The sequence below is a fragment of the Brachybacterium sp. J144 genome, from assembly GCF_036321705.1.
In the GTDB taxonomy this organism is placed as follows: domain Bacteria; phylum Actinomycetota; class Actinomycetes; order Actinomycetales; family Dermabacteraceae; genus Brachybacterium.
In genome coordinates, this window is the sequence record NZ_JAZDCG010000008.1 from 46,084 (window position 1) to 71,161 (window position 25,078).

Genomic DNA, 25,078 nt, shown 5'->3' on the forward strand with positions numbered 1-25,078 from the left:
CCCTTCCGAGGAGCTGTGTGGCGCACCATGACGAGTCATAGCGTTCACCTTGCATCGCCATTAGATTCGCTTATAACGTCTGGCCCTGCAACCCCGGACCGCCCTGCGGTTCACCTCCCGTCACGGAAGGCACGTCATGACCTCCTCCGTCGTCTCGCCCGAGACCGCACGCCGCACGCCCGCGGCCGCCGAGCCGCGAACGGCCGTCGCCACCGGGCACGCCCCGGCCGCGGAAGCGCGCGAGACGCCGTGCCGTCCCGGGGGTGCTCCGGGCGCCGCCCCGCTCGAGGACCTCTCGGCGCTGCGGATCGTGCCCGCCCGCCACCCGGGGCGCGCCGTCCTCGCGGTCCTCGTGGGTCTCGTCGTGGCCGCGGTGCTGTGGTCCTTCGTCACCAACCCCCGCTGGGAGTGGGGCGTGGTCGCGCAGTGGTTCCTCGCGGAGTCGATCCTGCGCGGCCTGCTGGAGACGCTGAAGCTCACCGTCCTCGCCGGCGCGATCGGCTTCGGCCTAGGGCTCGTCCTCGCCCTCATGCGCCTCTCCCCCTCTCCCCTGATCTCCGGGGTGAGCTGGACCTTCTCCTGGATCTTCCGCTCCACGCCGCTGCTCGTGCAGCTGCTGCTCTGGTACAACCTCGGCTATCTCTACGAGCAGGTGCGCCTCGGCATCCCGCTCACGGACGTGACCTTCTTCGAGGCGCGCACGAGCGATCTGATGACGCCGCTGCTCGCCGCCGTACTGGGCCTCGGGCTGCACCAGGCCGCCTACGCCGCCGAGATGATCCGCGGCGGCATCCTCTCCGTCGACCAGGGACAGCTCGAGGCGGCGAGCGCGCTGGGCATCCCCGCCCGCGACCGCAACCTGCGGATCGTGCTCCCGCAGGCCATGCGCGCGATCCTCCCGCCCGCCGTGAACGAGGTGATCGGCCTGGTCAAGGGCACCTCGATCGTGTACGTCCTCGCGCACGCCGAGCTGTTCTTCACGATCCAGCTGATCTACGGCCGCACCCAGCAGGTGCTGCCCATGCTGCTGGTCGCGACGCTCTGGTACGTCGTGATCACCTCGCTGCTCTCGATCGGCCAGTACTACCTCGAGCGCCACTACTCCAAGGGCGCACTGCGCACCCTGCCGCCCACGCCGCTGCAGGCGCTCCGCGCCCGGATCGCCCGTCGTCGCCCCACCCCCGCAGGAGCCCCCGCATGAGCCTCGCCTCCCTGCTCCGCCGCCCGCCCGCCCCGTCGGCCGGTCCGGACCACCCGGCCGAGCCTGCCCCGTCGGCCGAGCCCGCCCCGTCGGCCGGAGCCGCCCCGTCCGGCGGCCGCGTCGCGATCCGCGACGTGCACAAGTCCTTCGGCGATCTCGAGGTGCTGCGCGGCATCGACCTCGACCTCGCGCCCGGCTCGGTGACCGCGATCCTCGGCCCGTCCGGCTCGGGGAAGTCGACCCTGCTGCGCGCGATCAACCATCTCGAGCCCGTCACCCGCGGCCTGATCAGCGTGGACGGCGAGGTGATCGGCTACCGCCGCGACGGTCAGGTGCTGCACGAGCTGCGCGAGGCGGAGGTGCTGCGCCAGCGCACCGGCATCGGCATGGTCTTCCAGGGCTTCCACCTCTTCGCCCACATGACCGCGCTCGCCAACATCGCCGAGGCGCCCCGCCGCGCCCTCGGCGTGCCGCGGCGCGAGGCGGAGGCCCGCGCCCGCGAGCTGCTCGCCCTCGTCGGGCTCGCCGAGAAGGCGGACGCCTACCCGCGCCAGCTCTCCGGCGGCCAGCAGCAGCGCGTCGCCATCGCCCGCGCCCTCGCCCTGCGCCCGAAGGTGCTGCTCTTCGACGAGCCGACCAGCGCCCTCGACCCCGAGCTGGTCGAGGAGGTGCTCGCGGTGATCCGCGATCTCGCCCGCGCCGGCACCACGCTCGTCATCGTCACCCACGAGATCTCCTTCGCCCGGCAGGTCGCGGACACGGTCGTGTTCATGGACCGGGGCCGGATCGTCGAGCAGGGCCCGCCCGCCGAGGTCATCGACCGCCCCGCCCACGAGCGCACCCGCACCTTCCTCTCCCGGGTCGGCGCCGCCGCCCCGCTCCCCCACCACGACGAGGACCCCTCATGAGCCCCACCGCCCGCATCTCCCGCCGCGCCGTCACGGCGACCGGCCTGCTCCTGCCGCTCGGCCTGCTCGCCGCCTGCTCCGACCCGACCCCTGCCGCAACCGGGGCGACCTCCGGCTCCGGGGTGTCCGACGGGGGCGGCGCCTCCGACGGCGGCGGCTCCGAGTCCGACGCGATCGACACCTCCGGCACGCAGGAGCTGATCCGCGCGACCGCCGACGAGGAGATCGCCGCGCTGCTGCCGGCCGAGATCGCCGAGTCCGGTGTGCTGCGAGTCGGCATCAACGGCACCTCCTCGGCGCCGCTGAGCTTCCTCGCCGACGACAACCGCACCTACATCGGCTCCGAGATCGACGTGGCCCGGATCGTCGCCGACAAGCTCGGCCTCGAGTTCGAGCTCAAGCTCACCACCTGGGAGAACTGGCCGCTGAAGCTCGAGGCCGGGGAGTTCGACGTGGTCCACGCGAACGTCGGCATCAACGCGGAGCGGCTGCAGAAGTTCGACTTCGCCTCGTACCGCGCCGCGTACATGTCCTTCCTCGTGAAGAAGGGCGCGGACTTCTGGCTCGAGGACGCCGACTCCCTCTCGGGGCGGATCATCGCCGTCGGCGCCGCGACGAACCAGGAGCGGATCCTCACCGACTGGAACGCCGAGCTGGAGGCCGCCGGCAAGGAGCCCGCGGAGCTGAAGAACTACTCCACCGACGCGGACACCCTGCTCGCCCTCGGCTCCGGCCGCATCGACGGCTACATCTCCCCCTACGCCTCGCTGAGCTTCATCGCCGCCCGCCGCGACGACTTCGAGCTGCAGGGCCGGATCAACGCCGGCTGGCCCGACGAGACCCTCGTAGCCGGCACCTTCCCGCGCGGCAGCGGCCTCGCCGAGCCCTACGCCGCAGCGCTGAACGCGCTCATCGCCGACGGCACCTACGGCCAGGTCCTCGACCGCTGGCAGCTGACCGCCGAGGCCCTCACCGAGTCCCGCGCCCACACCCAGGAGAACCCGTGAGCACCACCGACACCGTCCTGCCCACCCTCGCCGTCGACCTGGTCACCGCGCCGAGCCTGCTGCCGGACCTCGCCCGTCTCGTCCGCGGCCTCGAGCAGACGGGGATCGGCGCCCTCACCCTGAGCGACGGCGGCCTCCACCCGATCCACGTCGCCGCGCATCTCGCGCCGCTCACCCGCGCCGTCGGCCTGCTGCCGCGCACCGACGCGATCTACGTCGAGCCCTTCCACCTCGCGACCCAGCTGATGAGCCTCGACCACCTCAGCGACGGGCGCGCCGGCTGGCTGCTGCAGGCCGAGACGGACCCGTCGGCCGCCGCCGCAGTGGGCCGCGCCGTGCTGGGTCTCGAGGCCACCCACCGCGAGGCGGCCGACGTGCTCCGCGCCGCCCGCGCGCTCTGGGACTCCTGGGCGCCGGACGCCGTGGTGCGCGATGCCGCCCGCGGCGTGTACGTCGACGCCTCGCGTCTGCAGTACGCCGACGTCGAGGCCGAGACCTTCTCGGTGCGGGGCCCGGCGATCACGCCCCGTTCCCCGCAGGGGCTGCTCCCCGTGCTCGTCGCCGACACCGACCGCGCCGCGGTCGGCGAGCCGGTGACGTCCGCCGCGGCCGACGGCCGGGTCCTCGACCTCGACGTCTCCGGCGGGGCGCGCGCGAAGCCGCTCGCCGGGAGCATCGCCGAGGCGCTCGACGCCGGGCCGACGGACGGGCCGGGCCGCGTGCGGCTGGTGCGGCTCGTCGGCCTGGACCTCGAGGCCGACCCCGTCGGCACCCTGGGCCAGCTCGCGGCCGAGCTGCGGTCCCGCGACCTGGTCGAACCCGCCCCGAACCCGCGCCGCAGCCTCCGGGCCCGGCTCGGCCTGCCCGTAATGCCCTTCCGCCTCGACCCCGTGCGGCGCGCCGACCGCGCCCGCCTCGCCCGCTCCACCTCCACCCTCGAGGAGTCCGCATGACCACCGCCACTGCCCCCGGGCGCTCGGGCGCACCGCTGTCCGAGGAGGCCGCCGCCCTCGCGACGGGCCCGGCCGAGCACCCGCTCCACCCCGCGCACACCCCCACCGGACAGCTCAGCTTCGGCGTGTTCTTCCAGGGCGTGAACTCCTCGACGATCTGGCGCCTGCCGGAGAGCGGCGACCAGGTCGCGCGGGAGTCCTTCGAGGCGCTCGCCCGCACCGCCGAACGGGGGCTGTTCTCGGCCTTCTTCCTCGGGGAGGGGCTGCGGCTGCGCGAGCACCGCGGCGTGCCCTTCGAGCTCGACGTCGCCGGGCGCCCCGACGCCCAGACGCTGCTCGCGGCGCTGGCCGGCGTCACCGAGCGGATCGGCCTGGTCGCCACGCAGAACACCACATACAACGACCCCGTCGATCTCGCCCGCCGGCTGCAGACCCTCGACCTGCTCTCCGGGGGCCGCGCGGGCTGGAACGTGGTCACCACCGACAACGCCTGGACCGGGGAGAACTTCCGCCGCGGCGGCTATCTCGACCACGCCGACCGCTACACCCACGCCGAGGCGTTCGTGCAGGTCGCCGAGCAGTACTGGCGCGGCGAGCAGGTCGCGCACGACGGCGCCCACTACGCGGTGCGGGCGAGCGGCGACCTGCCCCGCTCCCCGCAGGGCCGCCCCGTGCTCTTCCAGGCGGGAGCCTCCCCTGCCGGGCAGGACTTCGCCGCCCGCACGGCCGACGTCATCTTCTCGCCGCACGGCGCGCTCTCCGCGGCCGTCGAGTTCCGTCGCAGCATCGTCGAGCGCACCGTCGCCGCGGGCCGCGACCCGGGCTCGGTGAAGATCCTGCCGGGCGCCGAGATCATCCTCGCGCCCACCGAGGCGGAGGCCGAGGAGAAGGTGCGCTGGGTGCGGGACCTGCAGATCGGGCCCGAGCAGGCCATCGCCCTGCTCGAGCAGTACTGGGGCCGGGACCTCTCGGACTTCGACCCCGACGGTCCGCTGCCCGATGTGCCGCCGGAGGTCGAGGAGTCCGGGGTGACCCGCGGCGCCGGCTTCCAGTTCGCGAAGGCCGAGGAGCTCACCCGCGCCTGGCGCGAGGAGGCCGCCGAGAAGGGGCAGTCGATCCTCGAGTTCGCCCGTGGGCGCGCCGGCGCCCGTCGCGGCGAGTTCACCGGCAGCTACGACGCGGTCGCGGACCGGCTCGCGGAGTTCGCCCGGCTCGGCGCGATCGACGGCCTGAACATCACCCCGTGGCTGATCCCCTCCGGGATCGACGACATCGTCGACCACCTCGTCCCGCGCCTGCAGGAGCGCGGGGTGTACCCGACGGAGTACGCCGGCACGACGCTGCGGGAGAACCTGGGCCTCCCGCCGGTGTGAGGGGTGGGGTGGGGCTGTCCTCTCCCCCCACTCCCCCGCGGCACCACGCTGAGTGCCGGCCCGCCTCCAGGAGTCGCACCCGAGGGCGATAATCACAGTGAAACGGGAGCAGCCTGCACCCCTCGACCTTCCGGAGTGCGCACGTGAACCACGAGATCGACGTGATGAGCGATGAGAACGGCATCGCCGTCATCGGTGCCCCTGCAGATGTCGACGCCTTCCTGACGTCCCAGGGCCTCCAGGCCGTCGACCTCCGTCTCGAGCGGTTGGCCAGCTCGTCGATGAAGGGCGCTGCCGCTGCGCTCCACGGCGGCCAGGCCCTCGCCGAACAGTCGGGTCGATACCTCAAGCTCACCCAGGAGTCTGCTGCGGCGCTGAAGAAGCTGCCGATGGTCAAGAACACGACCACCGGGAATCTTCACGCGACGCTCCGCGCCCCGAGCGGGCAGTTCGCCAAGAACCTGCAGTTCGTCCCCGCGGCCGCCGCTCTCAACCCGCCGGTGCTTCTCGCCGCCAGCGCCGCGATGATGACCCAGATGTCGCCGCAGCAGTCGATCGACGAGCTCGGCGAGTATCTCGAGGTGATCGATCAGAAGATCGACGACATCCTCCGCGCGCAGAAGGATGCCGTCCTCGCGGACATGATCGGCGTCGATCTCGTCCTCCAGGAGGCGATGGCCGTGCGCGAGGACGTCGGCCGCGTCTCGGAGGTGACCTGGTCGAAGGTGCAGGGCACCGCCCTGACGATCGCGCGGACCGAGGCCTACGCCCTGCGCCAGATCGACGCGCTCGCCGAGAAGGTCGAGAAGGCGAAGGTCAGCGAGGTCGCCGCGACGGCGAAGTCGGTTGAGCCCTCCGTGCGAGAGTGGCTCGCCGTGATCGCGCACTGCGTCCATCTGCAGGATGCTCTGGCCGTTCTCGAGCTCGATCGGGTTCTCGACAGCACCCCCGAGGAACTCCTGAACCATCGAGTCGGCCTGCGCTCCGCCCGCACCAAGCGCCTCGCCACGATCCACACCGCGTCGGAGAAGCTGCTCGAGCGGATGAACGAGACCATTCGTCGCGCGAACTCGAAGGTCCTCCTCTCGCCGATCGCGGCGCGATCCGCGGTCACGTCGAGCAACATGGTCGTCACCGAGGTGCTGAGCTTCCAGACGGTGCTCGAGATCGAGGACGGTCACGACTCGGCGGAGGCCAAGCGCTGGCGTGCCGCGGTCGGCGAGATGCGGGACAAGGTCGTCGACACCGGCCGCAGCGGGGTCAGCACCGCCAAGCAGCTCGGCGAGGACACCGCGGGCCGTGCTCGCGCCGGGGCCGGCCGATTCTCGACCGGAGTGCGGGCGTTCCGCGACGCCGTCCGCAAGGAGGACGGCGAGAGCACCACCGGGGCGGACCCCGAGCAGACGTCGCGCTGAGGTGCCGCTCCCGGGCCGCCTTCCCTCCCTGCCCCTCAGGAACCGCTGCACTCTGGGGTGAATCCACGCCGTATTCCGCCGTAAGTGCAGCGTTCTCGGACGTGTCCGGGCGCGACGGCGGGCGGGACGGGGCCACCCGGCGGGGCAGGTCGCGACGAGACACAGGCCGAAGCCGGGGCGGGGCCGCCGGCGCGCGGGCACGGAGCTCGCGGGGCCCGCGGTGGCGCCGCGCCCCGAACCCCGCCCCGACGTGCCCCACCCCATAAGCAGAACTTGCCACCCGCGACTACCATGAACGGCATGGATCCCCGCAGGCTTCTCATCTTCCGGACCGTGGTGCGCAACGGCTCGATCGGCGCGGGCGCGCGCGAGCTGGGCTGGACCCAGCCGGCCGTGTCGCAGCACCTCGCCGCCCTCGAGAAGGAGGTCGGCACGCAGCTGCTGCTGCGCTCGTCCGCGGGGATCACGCCGACCGAGGCGGGGCGTCGGCTGGCCTCGCACGCGGAGGCGATCGCCGCGCAGCTCGATGCGGCCGAGCAGGAGCTCGCGGACATCACGGCCCTGCGCCGCGGCTCGGTGCGCTTCGGGACCTTCCCGTCGGCCGCGGCGGTGCTGCTCCCGCCGGTCCTCGCGACCCTCTCGAGCACCGCGCCCGATCTCGACGTCACCTTCCGCGAGCTCGAGCCGCCGGAGGCGGTGGATGCGGTCCGCGAGGGCGAGCTCGACGTGGCCCTCGTGTTCCGCTATCCGTGCAGCGATCTCACCGACGAGGGCACCCTCGAGTGGAGCCCGCTGCTCGAGGACCGGGTGATGCTCGTGCTCCCGCAGGACCATCCCCGCGCGGACGACCCCGAGCTGACCCTCGCCGACTTGGCCGCCGAGCCGTGGATCGCGGGCTGCGAGCGGTGTCGGGCGAACCTCATCTCGAGCGCGCGCCGCGCCGGCTTCGTGCCGACGGTGCGCCATTCGACCGACGACTCAATCGTGGTGCAGCGCCTCATCCAGCACGGTGGCGGGGTCGCGCTCATGCCTGAGACCTCCCTCGAGGCGGCACCGAACGACCAGGTGCGGGTGCGGCCCCTCGCCGGGCTCGACAACCGCATGATCGGCCTCATCAACCGCCGCGGCGCCCAGTCGATCCCCGCGGTCGCCGCCCTGCGCGACGCCCTCGTGGAGCAGACCCGCGAACGTCTCGACACCGCCGCCCTGATCTGACGCACGGCATACGGCGCAGCGGTCCCCGCACCACCCCAGCCGTCGGCCGTACCCTGGACGGGTGCCCGGCACCGAACCGACCTCCCCTGCGTCCCGCACCCCCGTGACGGCGTGGCTGCGGCCCGCGCTGATGATCGTCGGCGGCGCGGTGCTGTCGGCGCTGCTGGTGGCCGTGGATCAGCTGCTCGCCGCGATCGCGGTGGGTCTGTTCTCCCTGTTCATGGCGTACTGGACGAGCCCGCTGCGCTCCGGCCCGCACACGAGCCTCGCCCTCGCCCGCGAGGCCGGTGCCGGCCGGGCGGCCCTCGTGCTGTGGGCGCCGGGCGATCCGGGGTCGGCGCGGCTGCAGACCGGTCTGCGCGGGCCCCGCGCGGACCTGGTCTGGGTGAACGTGCGCCGCGACGCCGACGCCATGGCGCTGCTCCAGGAGCACGGCGGGGAGAAAGCGCTGCCACTGGTGCTGATCGGCGATCACGCCCGGCGCGTCGAGTCCCCGGCCGAGCTGTTCGCGCTGCAGGACGAGATCGCGCGAGAGGAGCCGCCGACAGCGACGGGGCCCGACGGCGAGCGCGGCCCCATGCCCGGCGCGGGCGGCCCTCAGGCTCCCGGCAGCTGACCGATCACGACGTTCCACTCGCGCGCGACGCGATCCACGATGACGCGCTCGCGCTTGAACGGGTCGCCGTCGAGCGCCGCGAGCGCATCCTCGGCGGAGTCCGCGACGACGATCAGCAGCGCCTCCGAGCCGTCGTCCAGCGGCCCCGACAGCAGCAGCGTCCCGTCGCGGTGCAGCTCGGCGAGGTGCTCGCGGTGCTCCGGACGGAACGTCGCCAGGCGCTGAGCGTCGTCGAGGTACGTGTACTGGACGGCGAAGACGGCCATGTGAACTCCCGGGGTCGTGGGGGCGGGCCGACGGGGCGGCGCCGCGAGGTCCGGTCCATCGTCTCGCACGGCCGACGGGGCCGACACCGCCGTCCGCGGGGCACCGCCGTCCGACGCGTGCTGGTCCCGACGCGTGCTGGTCCCGCCGCGCGTCGGCTCAGCCGCGGATCGGCAGCCAGTCCAGGACGTCCTGGATGCCCTCGTCCCAGAACTCCCAGGTGTGGTCGCCGGGGCGGAGGCGGGAGGTGAGGCCGACGGAGTGCTCCTCGGCAGCGGCGATGAAGCGCTCGTTCTGGCTGATCAGGCCGTCCTCGGTGCCGCAGTCGAGGAAGAGGGCGGGCAGCGTGGTGGGGTCGGCGCGCTCGACGAGGCCCACCAGGTCATCGGCGGTGCCGGACACGTCGCGACCGCCCCAGACCCGCTCGCCGAGGGTCCCGGTCCAGCTCAGATCGAGGCTCGTCACGTCGAGCGCCCCGGACAGGCTCGCCGCGGCGGCGAAGCGATCGGGGTGGTTCAGGGCGAGCTTGAAGGCGCCGAAGCCGCCCATCGACAGGCCCGCGACGAAGGTGTCCTCCCGGGCGGTGGAGACGTGGAAGGTGCGCGCCACCAGCTGCGGCAGCTCCTCGGCGATGAAGGTCCAGTACTTCTCGCCCACCGCCTCGTCGGAGTAGAACGAGCGGCGCACCTCGGGCATCACCACGGCGATCCCCTTCTCGGTCGCGTAGCGCTCGATCGAGGTGCGGCGCTCCCAGATGGTGCAGTCGTCGCTGAGGCCGTGCAGGAGGTAGAGGACGGGCACGCCGCGCGCTCCGTCGGCGCCGTTGGTCGCGTCGGCCCCCTCCATGCCGATGCCGGAGGCGGCCTGCGGCATCAGCACGTTCATGGAGGTGCCCATGCCGAGGGACTCGGCGAAGAAGTCGGTGCGCAGGCGGATCATGTCTCTCCTCGGTGAGCGGTGCGGCGGGACGCGGCCCCGGAAGGCAGGGGGCGTCGGCTCCGCCATCCCATCACGGTCCCGCCGCTGCCGCACCCGGCGTCCGCGCGATCGATGACCGGGCGTCCGCTGTCCGGACAGCCGATGTCCCGACCATCCGCCCTGCGCCGCCGGCCGTCACCCACGACCCCTGGCACCGCACCCTCGACACCGCCGACCCGCGCCTACGATGACGCCATGACCACGACAGCGCCGTTCTCCGCCCCCGCCTGGATCCGCGACGCGATCTGCTGGCAGGTCTACCCGCTGGGCTTCTGCGGCGCGCCCCGGCACCGCGAGGACCTGGGCGGCGAAGGCTACGGCGGAGCCGACGGGGAGAACATCGTGCACCGGCTCGGGCGGCTGGCCGGATGGCTCGACCACCTGGTGTCCCTCGGTGCGAACGTGCTGCTCCTGAACCCGATCTTCGACGCCGTCTCCCACGGCTACGACACCCTCGACCATCGGCGCCTCGACCCGCGCCTGGGCGATGAGCGCGACCTCGACGCCCTGCTCGCCGCCTGCCGGGAGCGCGGGATCCGAGTGGTGCTCGACGGGGTGTTCAACCACGTCTCGGAGCTGCACCCGGTCGCGCGCCGCGCGATCGCCGTCGGTCCCCACGCCCCGGAGGGCGCGCACATCCGCTGGTCCGGCGAGCATCCCTACGGCTTCGAGGGCAACGGGGACCTGATCGAGCTGGACCTCGCCGACTCGGTGGTGCAGGACTCGATCGTCGACGTCATGACCGGATGGCTGCGCCGCGGGATCGACGGCTGGCGGCTCGACGCGATGTACGCGGCGGGCCCGGAGGCCTGGGCCCCGATCCTCGAGCGGGTGCGGGCCGAGCACCCGGACGCCTGGATTCTCGGCGAGGTGATCCACGGCGACTACCCCGGCTTCGCGACCGCGTCGGGGGCGGACTCGATCACCCAGTACGAGCTGTGGAAGGCGATCTGGTCCTCGCTGCGGGACCACAACCTGTTCGAGCTCGCGCACGCCCTGGGCCGCCACGCGGAGTTCCTCGCCGCCGACGGCGGCGCACATCCGCTCACCTTCCTCGGCAACCACGACACCACCCGCATCGCCTCCCAGCTCGAGGACGGCCGCGACCTCGCCGCCGCCTACGCCCTGCTCGCGCTGCTGCCCGGCATCCCGGCGGTGTACGCGGGCGACGAGCTCGGCGCGGTCGGGGTCAAGGAGGATCGGCCCGGCGGCGACGACGCCGTGCGGCCCGCCTTCCCCGCGGCGCCGGCGGCCCTCGGGGCCGACGGCGGCGATCCGGCCGACGGGTCGGGTGCCCACGGCGATGATCCGGCCGGCCGCTCCGGCGCCGCTGGCGCCGACGGGGCGGTCGCCGCACCGCAGGGGCTCGCCCTGCTCAGCCCGGGCGCCGCGCCGCGGATCCTCGAGGTGCACCGGCGCCTGTTCGCCCTGCGCCGTCGGGAGCCGTGGCTCGCCACCGCCTCGGTCGCGGTCGACGAGGGCACGCTGACGAACACGTGGGCGCAGATCACGCTGACCCCGTCGGCCGCCGCGACCGGCGCCGACGACGCGGCCGGCGGGCACCCGCGCGCCCTCACGCTGGTCCTGAACCTCGGCGACGAGGACCGGCCCGCGCCGGGCAACGTGCTCGAGGCGATCAGCGGCGCGGACATGCTCGACGCCGTCGGCCCCGCGGCGCCCCGCACCGTACCCGCCCACGGCGCCGCGGTGGTGCGCTGAGCGAGCTCTGCGCACACCCCGGAGGTCTCCGTCGTAGGCTCGGCTCATGAGCATCGCGATCAAGCCCGCCGAGTCCGTGAAGACCGCCCCCGTCGTCGCCGCGGGGCTGATCGGCGGATGGCTGACCGCCCGCGAGACCGGGATCCGGCCGCTCGGCGGCGCGGTCCTCGCCGCCGCCGGGATCTACGCGGGCCGCACCTGGCTCGCCCGCCGCGGCCCCGCCACCACGGCCGTGCTCGGCGCGACCTACGTGCTCGGCTTCGGCCTCTCCCACCCGCTCGCGAAGAAGATCGGCGCCTGGCCCGCGGTGCTCACGGTGACCGCCGCCTCCGCCGGCGCCGCCGCGTTCCTGTCCGACGCCGCGTACAGCGAGTGGAGCGAGATCGAGCTCGGCGCCTGAGCCACGCGGGCGGCCGAGCCGCCCGCGTGCCTGTCGGCCGATCACGCGCCGGTCGGCCCGAGACGCCGACGAACCGCCCCATCGACGGCCCCTCCGATGATTCCTCGCGACCCGCCTCGGAATACGCTGTCAGACGTGGGAATACTTGACTAGGCTAAGACTTCGTCCCCGACCGCCGGGGGCGAACTCCCCCCTGAGGATCCTTTCCCCATGCTCGGCACCATGAGCCGCCTCTGGCAGACGGTCCGCCCCATCCGATTCCGCCTCTATCTCGGCCTGCTCAGCGCCATGACCGCGTCCATCGTCGCGCTCATGATCCCGCAGGTCCTCGAGTTCATCGTCAACCGCCTCGGCGACGACGCCACCGCCATCACCATCTGGACGGGCGGCGCGATCGTGCTCGCCCTCGGCGTCGTCGAGGCCACCCTCATCTGGCTGCGCCGCACCTTCGCCGTCGCCCCCTCCACCACCGTCGAGAAGCAGATCCGCGTCAGCTTCTACGAGAAGGTCCAGCACCTGCCGGTCAGCTTCCACGACGGCTGGGGCTCGGGCCAGCTGCTCTCGCGCATGCTCACCGACATCAACCAGATCCGCCGCTGGATCGCCTTCGGCATGATCATGGCCGTCACCAACGTCGTCACGGTGACCGTGGGCATGGTGCTCCTGATCCGCTCCAGCGCGATCCTGGCGCTGATCTTCTTCATCGCCGCGGTGCCGGTGAGCATCATCGCGTACCGCTTCAACCGCTCCTTCTCGGTCCTCTCGCGCCTCTCCCAGGACCAGAACGGCGACCTCGCCACCACCATCGAGCAGTCCGTGCAGGGCATCCGCGTGCTCAAGGCCTTCGGTCGCGGCCCCTCCGCGCTCGAGGGCTTCACCGAGCAGGCCGAGGAGCTGCGTCGCACCGAGGTGCGCAAGGCGACCGCGATGGCCCGCTTCGACATGTTCATGTTCATGCTGCCCGAGGCGGCGCTCGGCGTGGCGCTGCTGGTGGGCCTGCACCTCACGGCCGACGGGGCGATCAGCACGGGCCAGCTCGCCTCCTACTTCGCCACCGCCACCCTCGTCGTCGGCCCCGTGCGGATGCTCGGCATGCTGCTGGGTCAGGCCGTGAACGCGACCACCGCGCTGGACCGCCACTACGAGGTGATGGACACGGTGAACACCATCGTCTCGCCCGAGCGGCCGGTGCCCGTCGACCCGACGACGGCCCGCGGCGCGGTGCGGTTCGAGGGCGTCCACTTCCGGTACGAGGACGCCCCCGCGCACGTCACCGACGTCCTCGACGGGGCGGACCTCGAGATCCTCCCCGGCGAGACCATGGCTCTCGTGGGCGTGACCGGCAGCGGCAAGTCGACGCTGCTGCAGCTCGTGCCGCGGCTCTACGACGTCACCGGCGGAGCGATCACCATCGACGGCGTCGACATCCGCGACATGGACCTGATCACCCTGCGCACCCTCACCGCGGTCGCCTTCGAGGACGCCACCCTGTTCTCCGACTCAGTGCGGGAGAACGTGCTGCTCGGCGCCGATCCGAGGCTCTCAGAGGCGGAGGCCGAGGAGTTGCTGCACCTCGCCCTGCGCACTGCCGACGCGACCTACGCCTACGACCTGCCCGAGGGCGTCGACACCCGCATCGGTGAGGAGGGCATGAGCCTCTCCGGCGGCCAGCGCCAGCGCCTCGCCCTCGCCCGCGCGATCGCCGCCCGACCGGCCGTGCTGCTGCTCGACGATCCGCTCTCCGCCCTCGACACCCGGACCGAGGAGACCGTCACCGGCCGCCTCCGCGAGGTGCTGCAGGGCACGACCACGCTGATCGTCGCGCACCGCACCTCGACCGTCGCCCTCGCCGACCGCGTCGCCCTGCTCGACGACGGCCGGGTCGTCGCCGTCGGCACCCACACCGAGCTCATGGCCACCTCCGCCCGGTACCGCTGGGTGATCGCCAACCAGGAGGAGGAGCGCCGCCGCGACCAGGACATCGAGACGCTCACCGGCGAGCTCGAGCTCCGCGCCATCCAGGAGGAGGGCCGATGACCACCACCGCTCCGCTCGACCAGGACGGCGCCGACGGCGGCGCCCTCACCGCCGAGGAGGCCAAGTCCTCCCGCCGCCGCTCCTTCGCGCTGCTCGGCGAGCTGATCTCGCCGGTCAAGGGCCAGTTCGTGCTCATGGCGATCATGGTGGTCGTCGCACAGCTGGCCGTCGTGGCCGGCCCCGCGATCATCGCCTGGGGCATCGACCACGGCCTGCCGTCGCTGCTCGAGGGCGATGCCACCCCGGCGATCCAGGCGGCGGTCCTCGCCGTCGGCGCCGCGATCGTGGGCGGCCTGCTGACCTTCGGCTACGTGCGCCAGTCCGTCGTGGTCGGACAGCGGATGCTGCTCGCGCTGCGGCGGAAGGTCTTCCGCTTCACCCAGAAGCAGGACCTCGAGTTCCACGAGTCCTACACCTCGGGTCGCATCGTCTCGCGGCAGACCTCCGACATGGAGGCGCTGCGCGAGCTGCTCGACTCGGGCGTGAACGTCATGGTCGGCGCCTCGCTGTCGATGGTCTTCACGATCGTGCTGATCGTGGGCATGGACCCGGTGACCGGCCTGGTCATGCTGCTGATGCTGATCCCCTGCGTGGCGCTGACGGTGTGGTTCCAGAAGCGCTCGAGCGTCGAGTACCGCGCGATCCGCACCCACTCGGCGCGGCTGATCGTCCACTTCGTCGAGGCGATGGCCGGGATCCGCGCCGTGAAGGCCTTCCGCAAGGAAGACCGCAACCAGGCAGAGTTCGACACCCTCGCGCAGGACTACCGCGACGCCTCCATGCGCTCGATCAATGTCTTCGGCATCTACCAGCCGGCGCTGCGCGTGCTCGCGAACATCACCATTGCGGCGGTGCTCGTGGTGGGCGGCTTCCGGGTGCTGCAGGGCGACCTGCAGGTCGGCGTGCTGGTCGCGCTCGTGCTGTACTCGCGGCGCTTCTTCCAGCCGGTCGACGAGATCGCGAACTTCTACAACTCCTTCCAGTCCGCCGTGGCGGCGCTCGAGAAGATCGCGAACCTGCTGGCCGTTCAGCCGCACGTGAAGGAGGCCGAGTCCCCGACCCCGCTGCCCACCTCGAGCGGGCAGGTGGACTTCGAGAACGTCTCCTTCCGCTACAGCGAGGCCGGCCCGCTCGTGCTCAAGCCGCTGGACCTGCACATCCCCGCCGGTCAGACCGTCGCGCTGGTCGGGCAGACGGGCGCCGGCAAGTCCACGGTCGCGAAGCTCATCGCCCGCTTCTACGACGCGACCGAGGGCAGCGTGAAGCTCGACGGCGTGGACCTGCGGGACGTGTCGATGGACGACCTGACGCGCAACATCGTGATGGTCACCCAGGAGGCCTACCTCTTCTCCGGCACGGTCGCGGACAACATCGCGCTCGGCAAGCCCGGGGCGAGCCGCGAGGAGATCGAGGCGGCGGCGCGGGCGATCGGCGCCGACGAGTTCATCGAGAAGCTCCCCTACGGCTACGACACCGACGTGAACAAGCGCGGCGGGCGCGTCTCGGCGGGGCAGCGGCAGCTGATCTCCTTCGCGCGCGCCTTCCTCGCCGACCCGCGGGTGCTGATCCTCGACGAGGCCACCAGCTCGCTGGACATCCCCTCCGAGCGGATGGTCCAGGAAGGGCTCACCAAGCTGCTCGGCCACCGCACCTCGCTGATCATCGCCCACCGTCTGACGACGGTGATGATCGCCGACCGGGTGCTCGTCGTCCATGGCGGCGAGGTGGTCGAGGACGGCTCGCCGACGGAGCTGGTCGCCGCGGGCGGGCGCTTCGCGGCGCTCTACCAGGCGTGGCAGGAGTCGATGTAGGGGTCGGCCGTCCCCGGCGGGCCGGGGACAGCCCCGTCGGCTCCGCCACTGTGGCGAGTGGCGGCGGGGGTCGAGAGGAGGCGGAACAGGCAGAGGAGAGGAGGCGAGACGAGGCGGCTGCGGAGGTTCCGGGACTGCTGCCGCGGCCCGCTCGCCCCGGGCCGGCCCCTCCACTGACCGCCAGGACAGCGATGCCGCGGAGTGTGACAGAGCTCGCTGAACAGGTGTCGGGAAACTCTGGTCCGAAGGGCCCGGCGGGCTGTACTTTTCGTGCATCCCGTCGGCCCTGATCTGGAGCTCACCGTCGAGTTCCCGATCCCGTCCTCCTCGAGGTCTTCATGTTCGCTCCTGCCCTCTCGCGCGCCCGCCTGCTGCCCATGCTGCTGGCCGGCCTCCTGCTCGCCGCCCCGCTCGCCGTCACCGCCCCGGCCGAGGCCGCGGTCGTGAAGCCGCTGGACATCACCACCATCCACTACGACCCCAAAGGCACCGACAAGTCGAACAACGCCGGGTACACCCAGGAGTACATCCAGGTGAAGAACACCGGGAAGACCACGCTGACCCTCACCGGCTACGTGCTCCGCGACGAGGGCCCGCAGAGGTTCGCCTTCCCCAAGGGCACGAAGCTGGCCCCGGGCAAGACCCTCACGATCCGCTCGGGTTCCGGGAAGAACTCCTCGACCACCCTGTACTGGAGCAAGGCGAGCTACATCTGGAACAACACCGGCGACACCGCCCGGCTGTACAACGCCAAGGGAACCCTCGTCGAGAAGTGCACGTACAAGGGCGGCACGAAGAAGGCCACGAAGACGACGGCCCGCACCACCGCGACGACCGCCTACTGCTGACCTCGCCCGTCCGGGAACGGCCTGATCCCAGGAGCTGCCCCGCCACCCGGAACCGCCTGGTCCCGGTGACGGCCGGTCCTCGCCCGCCCGGAAGTTGCTGTCCACCGACGGGACGTGAGCGGCACCTGCCCTGCTATGTGCAGGTCTCGTGCCGCTCACGTCCCGTTCGTGGACAGGCAGTCCCCCGGCTCAGGCTCCGAGCATCGCCCGCAGCGCGGGGGTGAGCCCCTCGACCTCGACCGGCACGGCCGGGCGGCGGAAGGTCTCCGGCGTGACGAGGAAGCGCTGCTCAACCTCGCGCGATCCGCGCAGGGCCGAGACCTGCGTGCCGTTCTCGACGTAGCCGCAGGCCCGCGAGACCCCGAAGGAGGGGGCGTTCCCGACCACGGCGCAGGACTCGGCCCGCCGCGCGCCGAGGTGGTCGAAGGCGAGCGTCAGCATGGCCTGGCGCATGAGCGTCCCGTACCCGTTCCCGTGCGCGTCGAGCGTCAGCCAGGAGCCGGAGGAGACCGTACGCCGCTCGGCGAAGCGCACAGCGGACACGTCCTGGGAGCCGATCAGTCGGCCGCCGGCCCAGATCCCGAAGACGAGGGTCCACTCCTCGGGGCCGATGCCGGAGCGCAGCCGCCACTGGAAGCGCAGCGCGTCGAGCTCGCGCTCGTCGGGCTCCGCCCGGTACCAGGGGAACACCTCGGGACCGGTCGGGTCGGCGAAGATCGGCCGACGGAGGAGCGCGGCGTACTCGGGCATGTCCGCGTCGGACAACGGGCGCAGCGTGAGATCTCCGGCGCGGAGGACGAGGCCGAGAGGCGGATACAGCGTGCTGAGATCGGGGTGCGTCGACATCGCCCCAGGGTAGGGAACTGTCGACGGGTGCTCGAGGGGTTTTCCGCTCCGCCGTCCCGGGCGGCCCTACCCTGGCTCCATGACCACCGACGTGCTGCTGACCGGCTTCGAGCCCTTCGACGGGGCCGCCCTCAACGAGTCGTGGGAGGCGGTGCGGCGCGCGTCCCCGATCCTGCGCGAGAGCGGGCTCGCGGTCGAGGCGATCGAGCTGCCGGTCGAGTTCGGGCGGGCCGGGGATCTCCTCGAGGAGGCCGTGCGCGCGCGGCGCCCACCGCTGGTGATCGCGGTCGGGCTGGCGGCCGGTCGCACCGCGATCACCCCCGAGCGGGTCGCGATCAACCTCCGCGATGCCCGGATCCCGGATGGTGCGGGAGCCTCGCCGGTCGATGAGCCGGTGGTCGCGGGAGGTCCCGTCGGCCACTTCACGAGCCTCCCCGTCAAGGCGATGGTCGCGGCGCTGCGGGAGGCGGGCCTGCCCGCGTCGGTGTCGCAGACGGCCGGCACCTATGTCTGCAACGACCTCGCCTACCGGATCGCACACCTGCTGGCGACCGCTCCGGAGCTGGCCGGGGTGCGCGGCGGCTTCGTGCACGTCCCCGCGGCCGACGCCCTGGCCGTCGAGGAGACGGCCCGCGGGATCGTCGAGCTGGTCCGGGCGGCGCGGGAGAACGCTGTGGACAGCGTGCTCCCCGGCGGCGCCGAGCACTGAGCGCCGCCACCCCTTCCGACCCTCCCCCGGAGTTTTCCACAGCGTTGTCCACAGCCGTGGACGAATGACAGACCTGTAGTTCCGCAGGTGCGAACGACTTCCCGGGCGTGTCGCGCCAGCGGCCGCCGTGATCGCGCCGTGATCTCCGTCCCGGTGACGAGAATCCGGACCCGTGCCTGTCATGCCAGGTCAGCATCGGTTACGTTCGGGTATATCCACAGGTCAGCGACACGGGGCCCGCCCGTCGAACCGATCGGGTGCGCCGCCGACCGAGCTCGACCGGAGCCGGTGCGGACTCGCGGAGATCTCCCACGCCCACTGCCCGTCCACAGCCCATCCCCGGTTTTCCACAGTCGCCGGGCCTACGTCCCCAGCAGATCCACGGTTATCCACATCCGCGTCCACAACTGGGGATAGTCACACCGGTGTAGTTCCGCAGGTGGGTGCTCTGCGCGGGCAGCGGCGCTCCCGCCGTGGCCACCGACTTGGCGTCAAATCACCGTGATCGTCGGCCCGACCCTCACACCCGAGCGCCCTCACACGCCGAGCGCGGCGCGGGAGGCGAGGGCGAGGCGGGTGACGAGCTCGCCCGGGATCGGGCGGGCCACGGTGAAGGTGACCCCGGTCTTGGTGTGCTTGAGCCCCGCCCCGGTGATCTCGTCGGCGTACTCGGCGATCGCGGCCGCGTCGACGTACAGCCCGCACTGGCGGCTGAACGCGGCGTATCCGGCGACGATCGCACCGTCGATCCGAAAGCCGGGCATCCCGTAGCCCACGAACTCCTCGGCATCGGGCAGCGCAGCGGCGAGCCGGGCCCGCAGCTCCTCCAGCAGGGGGAGGAACCTTTCGGGGGCGGGGGCGGGATAGGCGTCGGGGCCTGCAGGGGTCGCGGTGCCGTCGGGGCCTGCGGGATCGCTCATGCGCCGACGCTAGCGCCTGCACGGACGAACCGGCAGCCCCCTCCGTGCCCCGCGCCTCAGGCGGGCAGCAGCGCGAACCGCCCGAGCACGAGCGCGAGGCAGAGCACGAACCCCGCGGCGAGCACCCCGGCGTGGAGCAGCGCGGAGCGGCGGGCGATCGCCTGCCGGTCGGAGCCGGGACGCGCCTTGGGGCGCAGCGCGTACATCGCCGCGGTCAGCGCACCGCCCATCAGCAGCCCGCCGATGTGACCCTGCCAGGAGATGCCCTGCACCGTAAAGGTGATGACCAGGTTCAGCGCGATGAGGACGATGAGCTGAGCGGCGTCGGCCCCCATCCGTCGGATGACGATGAACATGGCCGCGAACAGGCCGAACACGCCTCCGGACGCCCCCAACGTGCCGCCGTACCAGTTCTGGCTCAGCGGATCGGTGAGCAGCACCACCGCGGTGTGGCCCGCGACCACGGACAGCAGGTAGATGCCGGCGAAGCGCCAGTGCCCGAGGGTCCGTTCGAGCTGCGGGCCGAAGACGTACAGCGCGTACATGTTCAGCAGGAGGTGCAGGATCCCGCCGTGCAGGAAGCCGGCGGTGAGGAAGGTCCACGGCATCGCGAGTGCGCGGAACGGCGCGAAGATGCCCAGCTGGACGACGAGGTCCGGCGCCACCCGCTGCCCGACGTACGCGAGGACGCACAGCGCGATGATCGTGTAGCTGACGACGGGGGTCGCGCGGCCCACGGCGCCGCCCATCGCATTGCGCGGCCGGGAGGACGCCTGCTGGCGCTCGAGGTCCCGCGCGCAGTCCACGCACAGCACGCCGACGGCCGCGGGTCGCTGGCAGTCGGGGCAGACCGGCCGCTCGCACCGCTGGCAGCGCACGTAGCTCACCCGGTCGGGGTGGCGGGGGCAGACGGGCGGAGCCTGCGGCTCGGGGGCGTCCTCGGCGCTGTAGCCGTAGCTGGGTCGATCCATGGGGGCCATTCCACCACGGGCGCCTGGGGCGGGTCCGGGCGCGCGAGTCCAGCGCCGACGGCGACCCTGCCCCGCGCCGGGGCCGCCGCTCAGGCGGCGGTGTACGGGAAGCGCGCGAAGAGGTTCTGGAAGCGCCGGCGCTGGGGATCGGAGATCGTGCCGAGCTCCTCGAGCACGAGGCGGCGCTTGCCGGCCGAGCCGGTGCGGGTCCAGGTGCCGACGATCTCGCCACGGCGCAGAGCGGCCCGCTTGAACACCCCGTTGTTGCCGGGTGCGAGGGCGGGATGGTGGCCCTCGGCGATCAGCGCGAGCCGGTCCGGGTAGCCGAGCACGAGCTCGTCGAAGCCGGGCAGCAGCAGCTCCTTCATCGTGTCCTTCTCGGCGTCCGCGTACTCCTCGGCGAGGCCGGGCCGGAACCAGAGCCGCTCCCCGTCACCGCCGCGGGCGTCCTCGGGGCGGGCGTGGAGGCGCCCGTCGCGGTCGGCGAATCCGGACTCGAGCCGCTCCGCGACCTGGGCGATCGCGGGGCGCACCGTGCCGAGCGGCAGCTTCGACCACCAGGCGAGGTCCCTCTCCCCCGCCGGGCCGTGGCTGGTCAGGTACCGCAGCGCGAGCTCGGCTGCGGCCGCGTCCCGGTCCCCGCCGAAGGTGCCCTCGAGGTCGCTGCCGGCGGGCAGCCAGGTCGGGGCGTGCACGACGGCGGTCTCCTGCTCGCGCCACGGCCCGTAGGCGATGTCGCCGAAGGAGATCAGCTCGGCGAGCAGGTGGTAGCCGCGGCCGCTCCCGGTCGCGATCCCCGCCGCTTCCCAGACCGCCATCACCTCGCTGCGCAGCAGTCCCCGGCCGACGCCGGGCGCGGAGACCGGCTCGGCCGCCGCAACGAGCACCTCGCGGGCCCGCTCGACCCTCCGCTCGTCGAGGTCGAGCGCCCCGCGGCGGGCGATCGCGGCGCGCAGCGGACCCGCGACGCAGAGCTCGGTCATCCAGGCGAGGGAGTCGGCGGCGACGGCGAAGACGGTGCCGCGCATCGGGTAGCCGCGCACGATCTCCCCGCGGTCGAAGGCGGCGAGCACCGGCTCGACCGCCCCGCCGCTGCGCAGCGCGAGGGAGGCGATCACCCCGGGCAGGTCCTGCCCCTGGTGGGCGGCGAAGGAGCGCGCGACCTCGACGGGCGCGGGGGTGCCGCCGGTCGCGGCGGGGGTTCCGCCGGTCGCGGCGGACTCGGTGCCGCGTCTTGCGCGAGCACCGCTGCGCGCCGACCCGACGAGTCCCTGCGCGAGGATCCTGGCCCCGACGAGATGGCGCTGCGTCATGCGCCGACCCTACCGAGGACCACCGAGTCCTCAGGGGCCGACGGTCGAATACATCGAAGGGTTGATCCGGGCTCCGGCACCGCTTCCTAGCGTGGACAGCGCCCCGCCGATCTGGGGCTTTCCCGCTCCGACCTCGAAGGATGCTCCGTGCCCTCGACCTCCACCCCGCTCCCGCCCGTCGGCCACGCAGCCGCCGACGAGCACCTTCCCGCCCGCGAGCGCCGTCCGGCCCCCGTCGGCCGTCCCGCCGGCGAGCGCCTCGCCGCCCTGCTCGTGGGTCGCCGCTCCGCGTGGGCGGTGCTGGGCGTGTTCGTCGTGCTGCTGCTCGCCGTGATGGGCGGGATGCGCGGAGGGGGCCCCGTCGCCGGGATGGACGCCCTGCCCGAGAGCTCGGAGTCCTCGCGCGCCGCGGCGATCGCCGACACCCTCGAGGGCTCCCGCTTCCAGCCGGTCTTCGCCGTGATCACCCGGACCGACGGCGGCGCGCTCACCGACGCGGACGCCGCCGGGATCGAGACCCTCCGCCCCGCGCTGCAGACCACCTCGGGACGGGAGGTGATCGGCCCCATGCCCGCCGCGGACGGCGAGGCGGACCTGCTGGTCACGACGGTCGACGCTCAGGCGGACACCGAGGCGATCGACGCGATGATCGCCGACCTGCGGGAGACCGCCCAGGACTCGGTTCCCGAGGGACTGACGGTGTCGATCACGGGCGGTCCCGCTGTCGGCTCCGACATCCGCGGGGCCTTCGCGGGGGCGGATTTCCGCCTGCTCGCGGTGACGATCGCCGTGGTCGCGGTGCTGCTCCTGCTCACCTATCGCTCGCCGATCCTGTGGCTGCTGCCGCTCACGGTCGTGGCGCTGGCCGACGGTGCCGCCGGGCGCGTCACCGACACCCTCGGCGAGCAGTTCTCCCTCGCCTTCGACGCGGGCGTCATCTCGGTGCTGGTGTTCGGGGCGGGCACGAACTACGCCCTGCTGCTCATCTCCCGCTACCGCGAGGAGCTGCACCGCACCGAGGACCACCGCGCCGCCCTCGCCCTCGCCTGGCGGCGCACGGTCCCGGCGATCCTGGCCTCGAACATCACGGTCGTCCTCGCCCTGCTGACGCTGCTCGCCGCGGTCATGCCCGCGACCCGCGGCCTCGGCCTCGCCGCCGCGGCGGGGCTGCTGATCGCGCTGGTCGCGGTGCTGTTCCCGCTCACCTCCCTCCTCTCCGTCTGCGGCCGACGGGGGTTCTGGCCGTTCGTCCCGCGACCGGGCGCGACCACGGGACACCGTGACGGGGCGGGGCACCGTGACGACGCAGAGCGCCGTGACGGGGCGGAGCACGGCCCCTTCGCGGCCGTCGCCCGCGCCGTCACCGGGCGGCCGTGGATCGCTGCGGTCGGCTCCATGCTGCTCCTCGCGGTGCTGGCCACCGGACTGCTCGGCACCCGGGTGGGGCTCTCGCAGGACGAGCAGTTCGCCGCGGCGAACGAGTCCTCCACCGGCTTCGCGACGATGGCCGAGCACTACGGCGCCGGCGAGAGCGCCCCGCACCGGATCGTGGTCCGCGAGGACGCCGCCGAGGCGGCGATCGCGGCGGCCGAGTCGGTGCCCGGCATCGAGCGCGTCGCGACCACCGGGACCACGGCCGACGGATGGGCGGTCCTCTCCGCCGTCGGCTCCGCGGAGCCCGAGTCGCCGGCCGCCTCCGACGAGGTCGAGGGGCTGCGGGATGCGCTGCACGCACTGTCGGGTGCCGACGCCCTCGTCAGCGGCACCAGCGCCAATGCGGTGGACGTGCGCGCCGACTCCGCCCGTGACCTGCTGGTCGTCGGCCCGTTGATCCTGCTGGTCGTGCTCGCGGTGCTGATCCTGCTGCTGCGGGCGGTGGTCGCACCGCTCGTGCTGCTCGCGGTGAACGTGCTCAGCGCCGTCGCGGCGATCGGGCTGGGCCTGTTCGCGGGGCGGACCCTGCTGGGCATCCCCGCGCTCGACGTGACGGTGCCACTGCTGGCCTTTCTGTTCCTGGTGGCCCTCGGCGTGGACTACACGATCTTCCTGGTCCACCGAGCGCGGCACGAGGCGGCGACCCATGGCACCGCGCACGGCATGATCCGGGCGGTCGGCTCCACGGGCGTGGTGATCACGAGCGCGGGCGTGGTGCTCGCGGCGGCCTTCGCGGCGCTCGGTGTGCTGCCCCTCGTCGTCCTCGGACAGCTGGGCCTGATCGTCGGACTCGGGGTCCTGCTGGACACGCTGCTGGTCCGCACCGTGCTGGTGCCGGCGCTGTTCGCGCTGATCGGCGAGCGCATGTGGTGGCCGACGGCGCCCACGGAACAGCTCGGGACCTCCTCGGAGGGCGCCACGGAGCCGGTGCCGGCAAGGGCCTGACCTCCGCTCCCCGACCACTCCGACCACTTCGGCAAGGCTAGCCTCACCTGTTTGCGCAGGTCAGGCTAGCCTCGCCTTGCTTGATTGGACTAAGTCCAAAGAACTATCCTCGGGGCATGAGCCTCCTCGACCTGCCCCCGCGCCCCTCCCCTGCCCGACCGTCCACTCCCGCTCGATCGACTGCCCCGACGGTCCCGTCGTCGGCTCCCACCGCGCCGTCGGCCGCGACCCCGTCGTCGGAGCACGCCGAGGAACGGACCTCCCGCTCGGACCGCGTGAACCGGCTGCGCGCCGGGGTGCTGGGCGCGAACGACGGCATCGTCTCCGTCGCCGGCCTCGCCGTCGGCGTCGCCGGTGCCACGGCGGACATCCGCTGGCTGCTCATCGCGGGACTCGCCTCGCTGGTCGCGGGAGCCCTGTCGATGGCGATGGGCGAATACGTCTCGGTCTCGACCCAGCGCGACACCGACACCGCGCTCATCGAGCGCACCCGCCGCGACCTCGCCGCGCAGCCTGCCGCGGAGCACGAGCGGCTCATCGCCTCGCTCGTCGAGTCCGGGATCCCGAGCGATGTGGCAGGGCAGGTGGCCGACTCGATGGAGCGCCACGACGCGCTCGCCGCCCACACCCGCTTCCGCCACGGCGTGGAGCAGGAGGCCGTGGTCTCGCCGGTCTCCGCGGCGCTCGCCTCCCTGGTCTCCTTCACCGTCGGCGGGGTCATCCCGCTGCTCGCGATCCTCGCGAGCCCGCCCGCGCTGCGCCTCCCCGCGACGATGCTCGCGGTCGTCCTCGCGCTGGCCCTGCTCGGCCTGCTCAGCGCCCGGCTCGGCGAGTCCAATGCCCGTGCGGCGACGATCCGCACGATCGTCGGCGGGATCCTCGCCCTGCTCGTCACCTACGGGATCGGCGCGCTGCTCGGGGTCGCGATCGGCTGACACAACTGTCGGGCGCCTCGTCCTCAGGGACTGGCGCAGGACGTTTGTCCGGTACCCCATCGTCAGGTGCTGGCGCATAGCGTTGCAGTACGCCTATATAGCCGTAGTGGAACGCTACGCGCCGGTAACTGACCACCGGCCCCGGCGCTCAGGACCCCGGCACACGGCGGAGACGACCCGAGTAGCAGGCCCGACTCATGACAGCGGCCCAGGAACCCCGCAAGAGGCCGGGCCGCCCCCCCCCCCCCCATATCAGGCGC

The 25,078-nt window shown here is 73.0% G+C and carries 22 protein-coding genes; 16 read left to right on the top strand and 6 right to left on the bottom strand.

The features are described from left to right. Nucleotides 1-136 precede the first annotated feature (136 nt). The 8 genes from V1260_RS04945 (at nucleotide 137) to V1260_RS04980 (ending at nucleotide 8,688) form a co-directional block, all read left to right on the top strand. Complete coding sequence (locus tag V1260_RS04945) at nucleotides 137-1,201, top strand: amino acid ABC transporter permease (RefSeq protein ID WP_329745690.1); 1,065 nt, start codon at nucleotides 137-139, stop codon at nucleotides 1,199-1,201. Then, nucleotides 1,198-2,109, top strand: coding sequence for an amino acid ABC transporter ATP-binding protein (locus V1260_RS04950; protein ID WP_329745691.1), 912 nt, complete (start codon nucleotides 1,198-1,200; stop codon nucleotides 2,107-2,109). Before V1260_RS04945 ends, V1260_RS04950 begins: the two co-directional genes overlap by 4 nt. Continuing rightward, nucleotides 2,106-3,116 (top strand): transporter substrate-binding domain-containing protein, encoded by a 1,011-nt coding sequence (locus V1260_RS04955; RefSeq protein ID WP_329745692.1) that lies wholly within the window; start codon nucleotides 2,106-2,108, stop codon nucleotides 3,114-3,116. The genes V1260_RS04950 and V1260_RS04955 overlap by 4 nt, the downstream gene beginning before the upstream one ends. Beyond that, nucleotides 3,113-4,069, top strand: coding sequence for an LLM class flavin-dependent oxidoreductase (locus V1260_RS04960; protein ID WP_329745693.1), 957 nt, complete (start codon nucleotides 3,113-3,115; stop codon nucleotides 4,067-4,069). The genes V1260_RS04955 and V1260_RS04960 overlap by 4 nt, the downstream gene beginning before the upstream one ends. Continuing rightward, nucleotides 4,066-5,442, top strand: a complete 1,377-nt coding sequence (locus V1260_RS04965) for an LLM class flavin-dependent oxidoreductase (RefSeq protein ID WP_329745694.1) — start codon at nucleotides 4,066-4,068, stop codon at nucleotides 5,440-5,442. The genes V1260_RS04960 and V1260_RS04965 overlap by 4 nt, the downstream gene beginning before the upstream one ends. 143 nt (nucleotides 5,443-5,585) lie before the next feature. Further along, nucleotides 5,586-6,857 carry a hypothetical protein gene (locus V1260_RS04970; protein WP_329745695.1) on the top strand — a complete coding sequence of 424 codons (1,272 nt, stop codon included), beginning with the start codon at nucleotides 5,586-5,588 and terminating at the stop codon, nucleotides 6,855-6,857. 300 nt (nucleotides 6,858-7,157) lie between these two features. Beyond that, complete coding sequence (locus V1260_RS04975; protein ID WP_329745696.1) at nucleotides 7,158-8,072, top strand: LysR family transcriptional regulator; 915 nt, start codon at nucleotides 7,158-7,160, stop codon at nucleotides 8,070-8,072. Nucleotides 8,073-8,133: 61 nt separating this feature from the next. Beyond that, on the top strand, nucleotides 8,134-8,688 hold the full coding sequence (locus V1260_RS04980; protein WP_329745697.1) for a hypothetical protein: 555 nt from the start codon (nucleotides 8,134-8,136) through the stop codon (nucleotides 8,686-8,688). Here the strand turns inward: V1260_RS04980 and V1260_RS04985 are convergent. Both V1260_RS04985 and V1260_RS04990 read right to left on the bottom strand, forming a co-directional pair. Beyond that, the gene (locus tag V1260_RS04985; protein WP_329745698.1) at nucleotides 8,670-8,954 is read right to left on the bottom strand and encodes a YciI family protein; all 285 of its coding nucleotides are present in this window, start codon (nucleotides 8,952-8,954) and stop codon (nucleotides 8,670-8,672) included. The two genes, V1260_RS04980 and V1260_RS04985, sit on opposite strands and share 19 nt — an antisense overlap. 157 nt (nucleotides 8,955-9,111) lie before the next feature. After that, nucleotides 9,112-9,891 carry an alpha/beta hydrolase gene (locus V1260_RS04990; protein WP_329745699.1) on the bottom strand — a complete coding sequence of 260 codons (780 nt, stop codon included), beginning with the start codon at nucleotides 9,889-9,891 and terminating at the stop codon, nucleotides 9,112-9,114. Nucleotides 9,892-10,125: 234 nt separating this feature from the next. On the opposite strand from V1260_RS04990, the gene V1260_RS04995 reads away from it, so the two are divergent. The 5 genes from V1260_RS04995 to V1260_RS05015 all read left to right on the top strand — a co-directional run bounded on the left by V1260_RS04995 (nucleotide 10,126) and on the right by V1260_RS05015 (nucleotide 16,745). Next, nucleotides 10,126-11,649: an alpha-amylase family glycosyl hydrolase gene (locus tag V1260_RS04995; protein WP_329745700.1), complete on the top strand. Its 1,524-nt coding sequence runs from the start codon at nucleotides 10,126-10,128 to the stop codon at nucleotides 11,647-11,649. A 46-nt stretch (nucleotides 11,650-11,695) separates the two neighbouring features. Further along, the gene (locus V1260_RS05000) at nucleotides 11,696-12,049 is read left to right on the top strand and encodes a hypothetical protein (RefSeq protein ID WP_329745701.1); all 354 of its coding nucleotides are present in this window, start codon (nucleotides 11,696-11,698) and stop codon (nucleotides 12,047-12,049) included. 210 nt (nucleotides 12,050-12,259) lie between these two features. Then, on the top strand, nucleotides 12,260-14,086 hold the full coding sequence (locus V1260_RS05005; RefSeq protein ID WP_329745703.1) for an ABC transporter ATP-binding protein: 1,827 nt from the start codon (nucleotides 12,260-12,262) through the stop codon (nucleotides 14,084-14,086). Beyond that, nucleotides 14,083-15,897: an ABC transporter ATP-binding protein gene (locus V1260_RS05010; RefSeq protein ID WP_329745704.1), complete on the top strand. Its 1,815-nt coding sequence runs from the start codon at nucleotides 14,083-14,085 to the stop codon at nucleotides 15,895-15,897. Before V1260_RS05005 ends, V1260_RS05010 begins: the two co-directional genes overlap by 4 nt. 338 nt (nucleotides 15,898-16,235) lie before the next feature. Continuing rightward, on the top strand, nucleotides 16,236-16,745 hold the full coding sequence (locus V1260_RS05015) for a lamin tail domain-containing protein (RefSeq protein ID WP_329745705.1): 510 nt from the start codon (nucleotides 16,236-16,238) through the stop codon (nucleotides 16,743-16,745). 189 nt (nucleotides 16,746-16,934) lie between these two features. Here V1260_RS05015 and V1260_RS05020 read toward each other — a convergent pair whose 3' ends face one another. Then, nucleotides 16,935-17,591 carry a GNAT family N-acetyltransferase gene (locus tag V1260_RS05020; RefSeq protein ID WP_329745706.1) on the bottom strand — a complete coding sequence of 219 codons (657 nt, stop codon included), beginning with the start codon at nucleotides 17,589-17,591 and terminating at the stop codon, nucleotides 16,935-16,937. 79 nt (nucleotides 17,592-17,670) lie between these two features. On the opposite strand from V1260_RS05020, the gene V1260_RS05025 reads away from it, so the two are divergent. Continuing rightward, nucleotides 17,671-18,300 carry a pyroglutamyl-peptidase I gene (locus tag V1260_RS05025; protein WP_329745707.1) on the top strand — a complete coding sequence of 210 codons (630 nt, stop codon included), beginning with the start codon at nucleotides 17,671-17,673 and terminating at the stop codon, nucleotides 18,298-18,300. 536 nt (nucleotides 18,301-18,836) lie between these two features. Here the strand turns inward: V1260_RS05025 and V1260_RS05030 are convergent. From V1260_RS05030 to V1260_RS05040, 3 genes are all read right to left on the bottom strand, one after another. Next, nucleotides 18,837-19,220 (bottom strand): iron chaperone, encoded by a 384-nt coding sequence (locus tag V1260_RS05030; RefSeq protein WP_329745708.1) that lies wholly within the window; start codon nucleotides 19,218-19,220, stop codon nucleotides 18,837-18,839. A 56-nt stretch (nucleotides 19,221-19,276) separates the two neighbouring features. Further along, a complete protein-coding gene (locus V1260_RS05035) occupies nucleotides 19,277-20,191 on the bottom strand; it encodes a rhomboid family intramembrane serine protease (protein WP_329745709.1) in 915 nt (304 codons plus the stop codon). Nucleotides 20,192-20,280: 89 nt separating this feature from the next. Then, on the bottom strand, nucleotides 20,281-21,504 hold the full coding sequence (locus V1260_RS05040) for a DNA glycosylase AlkZ-like family protein (RefSeq protein WP_329745710.1): 1,224 nt from the start codon (nucleotides 21,502-21,504) through the stop codon (nucleotides 20,281-20,283). Between the two features lie 147 nt (nucleotides 21,505-21,651). Here V1260_RS05040 and V1260_RS05045 point away from each other — a divergent pair, with 147 nt between their 5' ends. Together V1260_RS05045 and V1260_RS05050 are read left to right on the top strand one after the other, a co-directional pair. Continuing rightward, the gene (locus V1260_RS05045) at nucleotides 21,652-23,883 is read left to right on the top strand and encodes an MMPL family transporter (protein WP_329745711.1); all 2,232 of its coding nucleotides are present in this window, start codon (nucleotides 21,652-21,654) and stop codon (nucleotides 23,881-23,883) included. A 116-nt stretch (nucleotides 23,884-23,999) separates the two neighbouring features. Then, nucleotides 24,000-24,818 carry a VIT1/CCC1 transporter family protein gene (locus tag V1260_RS05050; RefSeq protein ID WP_329745712.1) on the top strand — a complete coding sequence of 273 codons (819 nt, stop codon included), beginning with the start codon at nucleotides 24,000-24,002 and terminating at the stop codon, nucleotides 24,816-24,818. Nucleotides 24,819-25,078 lie beyond the last annotated feature (260 nt).

Excerpts from the sequence above, each read along its gene's own strand:
- V1260_RS04945 (WP_329745690.1), top strand. The coding sequence starts at position 137 with ATGACCTCCTCCGTCGTCTCGCCCGAGACCGCACGCCGCACGCCCGCG.
- V1260_RS04950 (WP_329745691.1), top strand. The coding sequence starts at position 1,198 with ATGAGCCTCGCCTCCCTGCTCCGCCGCCCGCCCGCCCCGTCGGCCGGT.
- V1260_RS04955 (WP_329745692.1), top strand. The coding sequence starts at position 2,106 with ATGAGCCCCACCGCCCGCATCTCCCGCCGCGCCGTCACGGCGACCGGC.
- V1260_RS04965 (WP_329745694.1), top strand. The coding sequence starts at position 4,066 with ATGACCACCGCCACTGCCCCCGGGCGCTCGGGCGCACCGCTGTCCGAG.
- V1260_RS04975 (WP_329745696.1), top strand. The coding sequence starts at position 7,158 with ATGGATCCCCGCAGGCTTCTCATCTTCCGGACCGTGGTGCGCAACGGC.
- V1260_RS04985 (WP_329745698.1), bottom strand. The coding sequence starts at position 8,954 with ATGGCCGTCTTCGCCGTCCAGTACACGTACCTCGACGACGCTCAGCGC.
- V1260_RS04990 (WP_329745699.1), bottom strand. The coding sequence starts at position 9,891 with ATGATCCGCCTGCGCACCGACTTCTTCGCCGAGTCCCTCGGCATGGGC.
- V1260_RS04995 (WP_329745700.1), top strand. The coding sequence starts at position 10,126 with ATGACCACGACAGCGCCGTTCTCCGCCCCCGCCTGGATCCGCGACGCG.
- V1260_RS05000 (WP_329745701.1), top strand. The coding sequence starts at position 11,696 with ATGAGCATCGCGATCAAGCCCGCCGAGTCCGTGAAGACCGCCCCCGTC.
- V1260_RS05005 (WP_329745703.1), top strand. The coding sequence starts at position 12,260 with ATGCTCGGCACCATGAGCCGCCTCTGGCAGACGGTCCGCCCCATCCGA.
- V1260_RS05010 (WP_329745704.1), top strand. The coding sequence starts at position 14,083 with ATGACCACCACCGCTCCGCTCGACCAGGACGGCGCCGACGGCGGCGCC.
- V1260_RS05015 (WP_329745705.1), top strand. The coding sequence starts at position 16,236 with ATGTTCGCTCCTGCCCTCTCGCGCGCCCGCCTGCTGCCCATGCTGCTG.
- V1260_RS05020 (WP_329745706.1), bottom strand. The coding sequence starts at position 17,591 with ATGTCGACGCACCCCGATCTCAGCACGCTGTATCCGCCTCTCGGCCTC.
- V1260_RS05025 (WP_329745707.1), top strand. The coding sequence starts at position 17,671 with ATGACCACCGACGTGCTGCTGACCGGCTTCGAGCCCTTCGACGGGGCC.
- V1260_RS05030 (WP_329745708.1), bottom strand. The coding sequence starts at position 19,220 with ATGAGCGATCCCGCAGGCCCCGACGGCACCGCGACCCCTGCAGGCCCC.
- V1260_RS05035 (WP_329745709.1), bottom strand. The coding sequence starts at position 20,191 with ATGGATCGACCCAGCTACGGCTACAGCGCCGAGGACGCCCCCGAGCCG.
- V1260_RS05040 (WP_329745710.1), bottom strand. The coding sequence starts at position 21,504 with ATGACGCAGCGCCATCTCGTCGGGGCCAGGATCCTCGCGCAGGGACTC.
- V1260_RS05050 (WP_329745712.1), top strand. The coding sequence starts at position 24,000 with ATGAGCCTCCTCGACCTGCCCCCGCGCCCCTCCCCTGCCCGACCGTCC.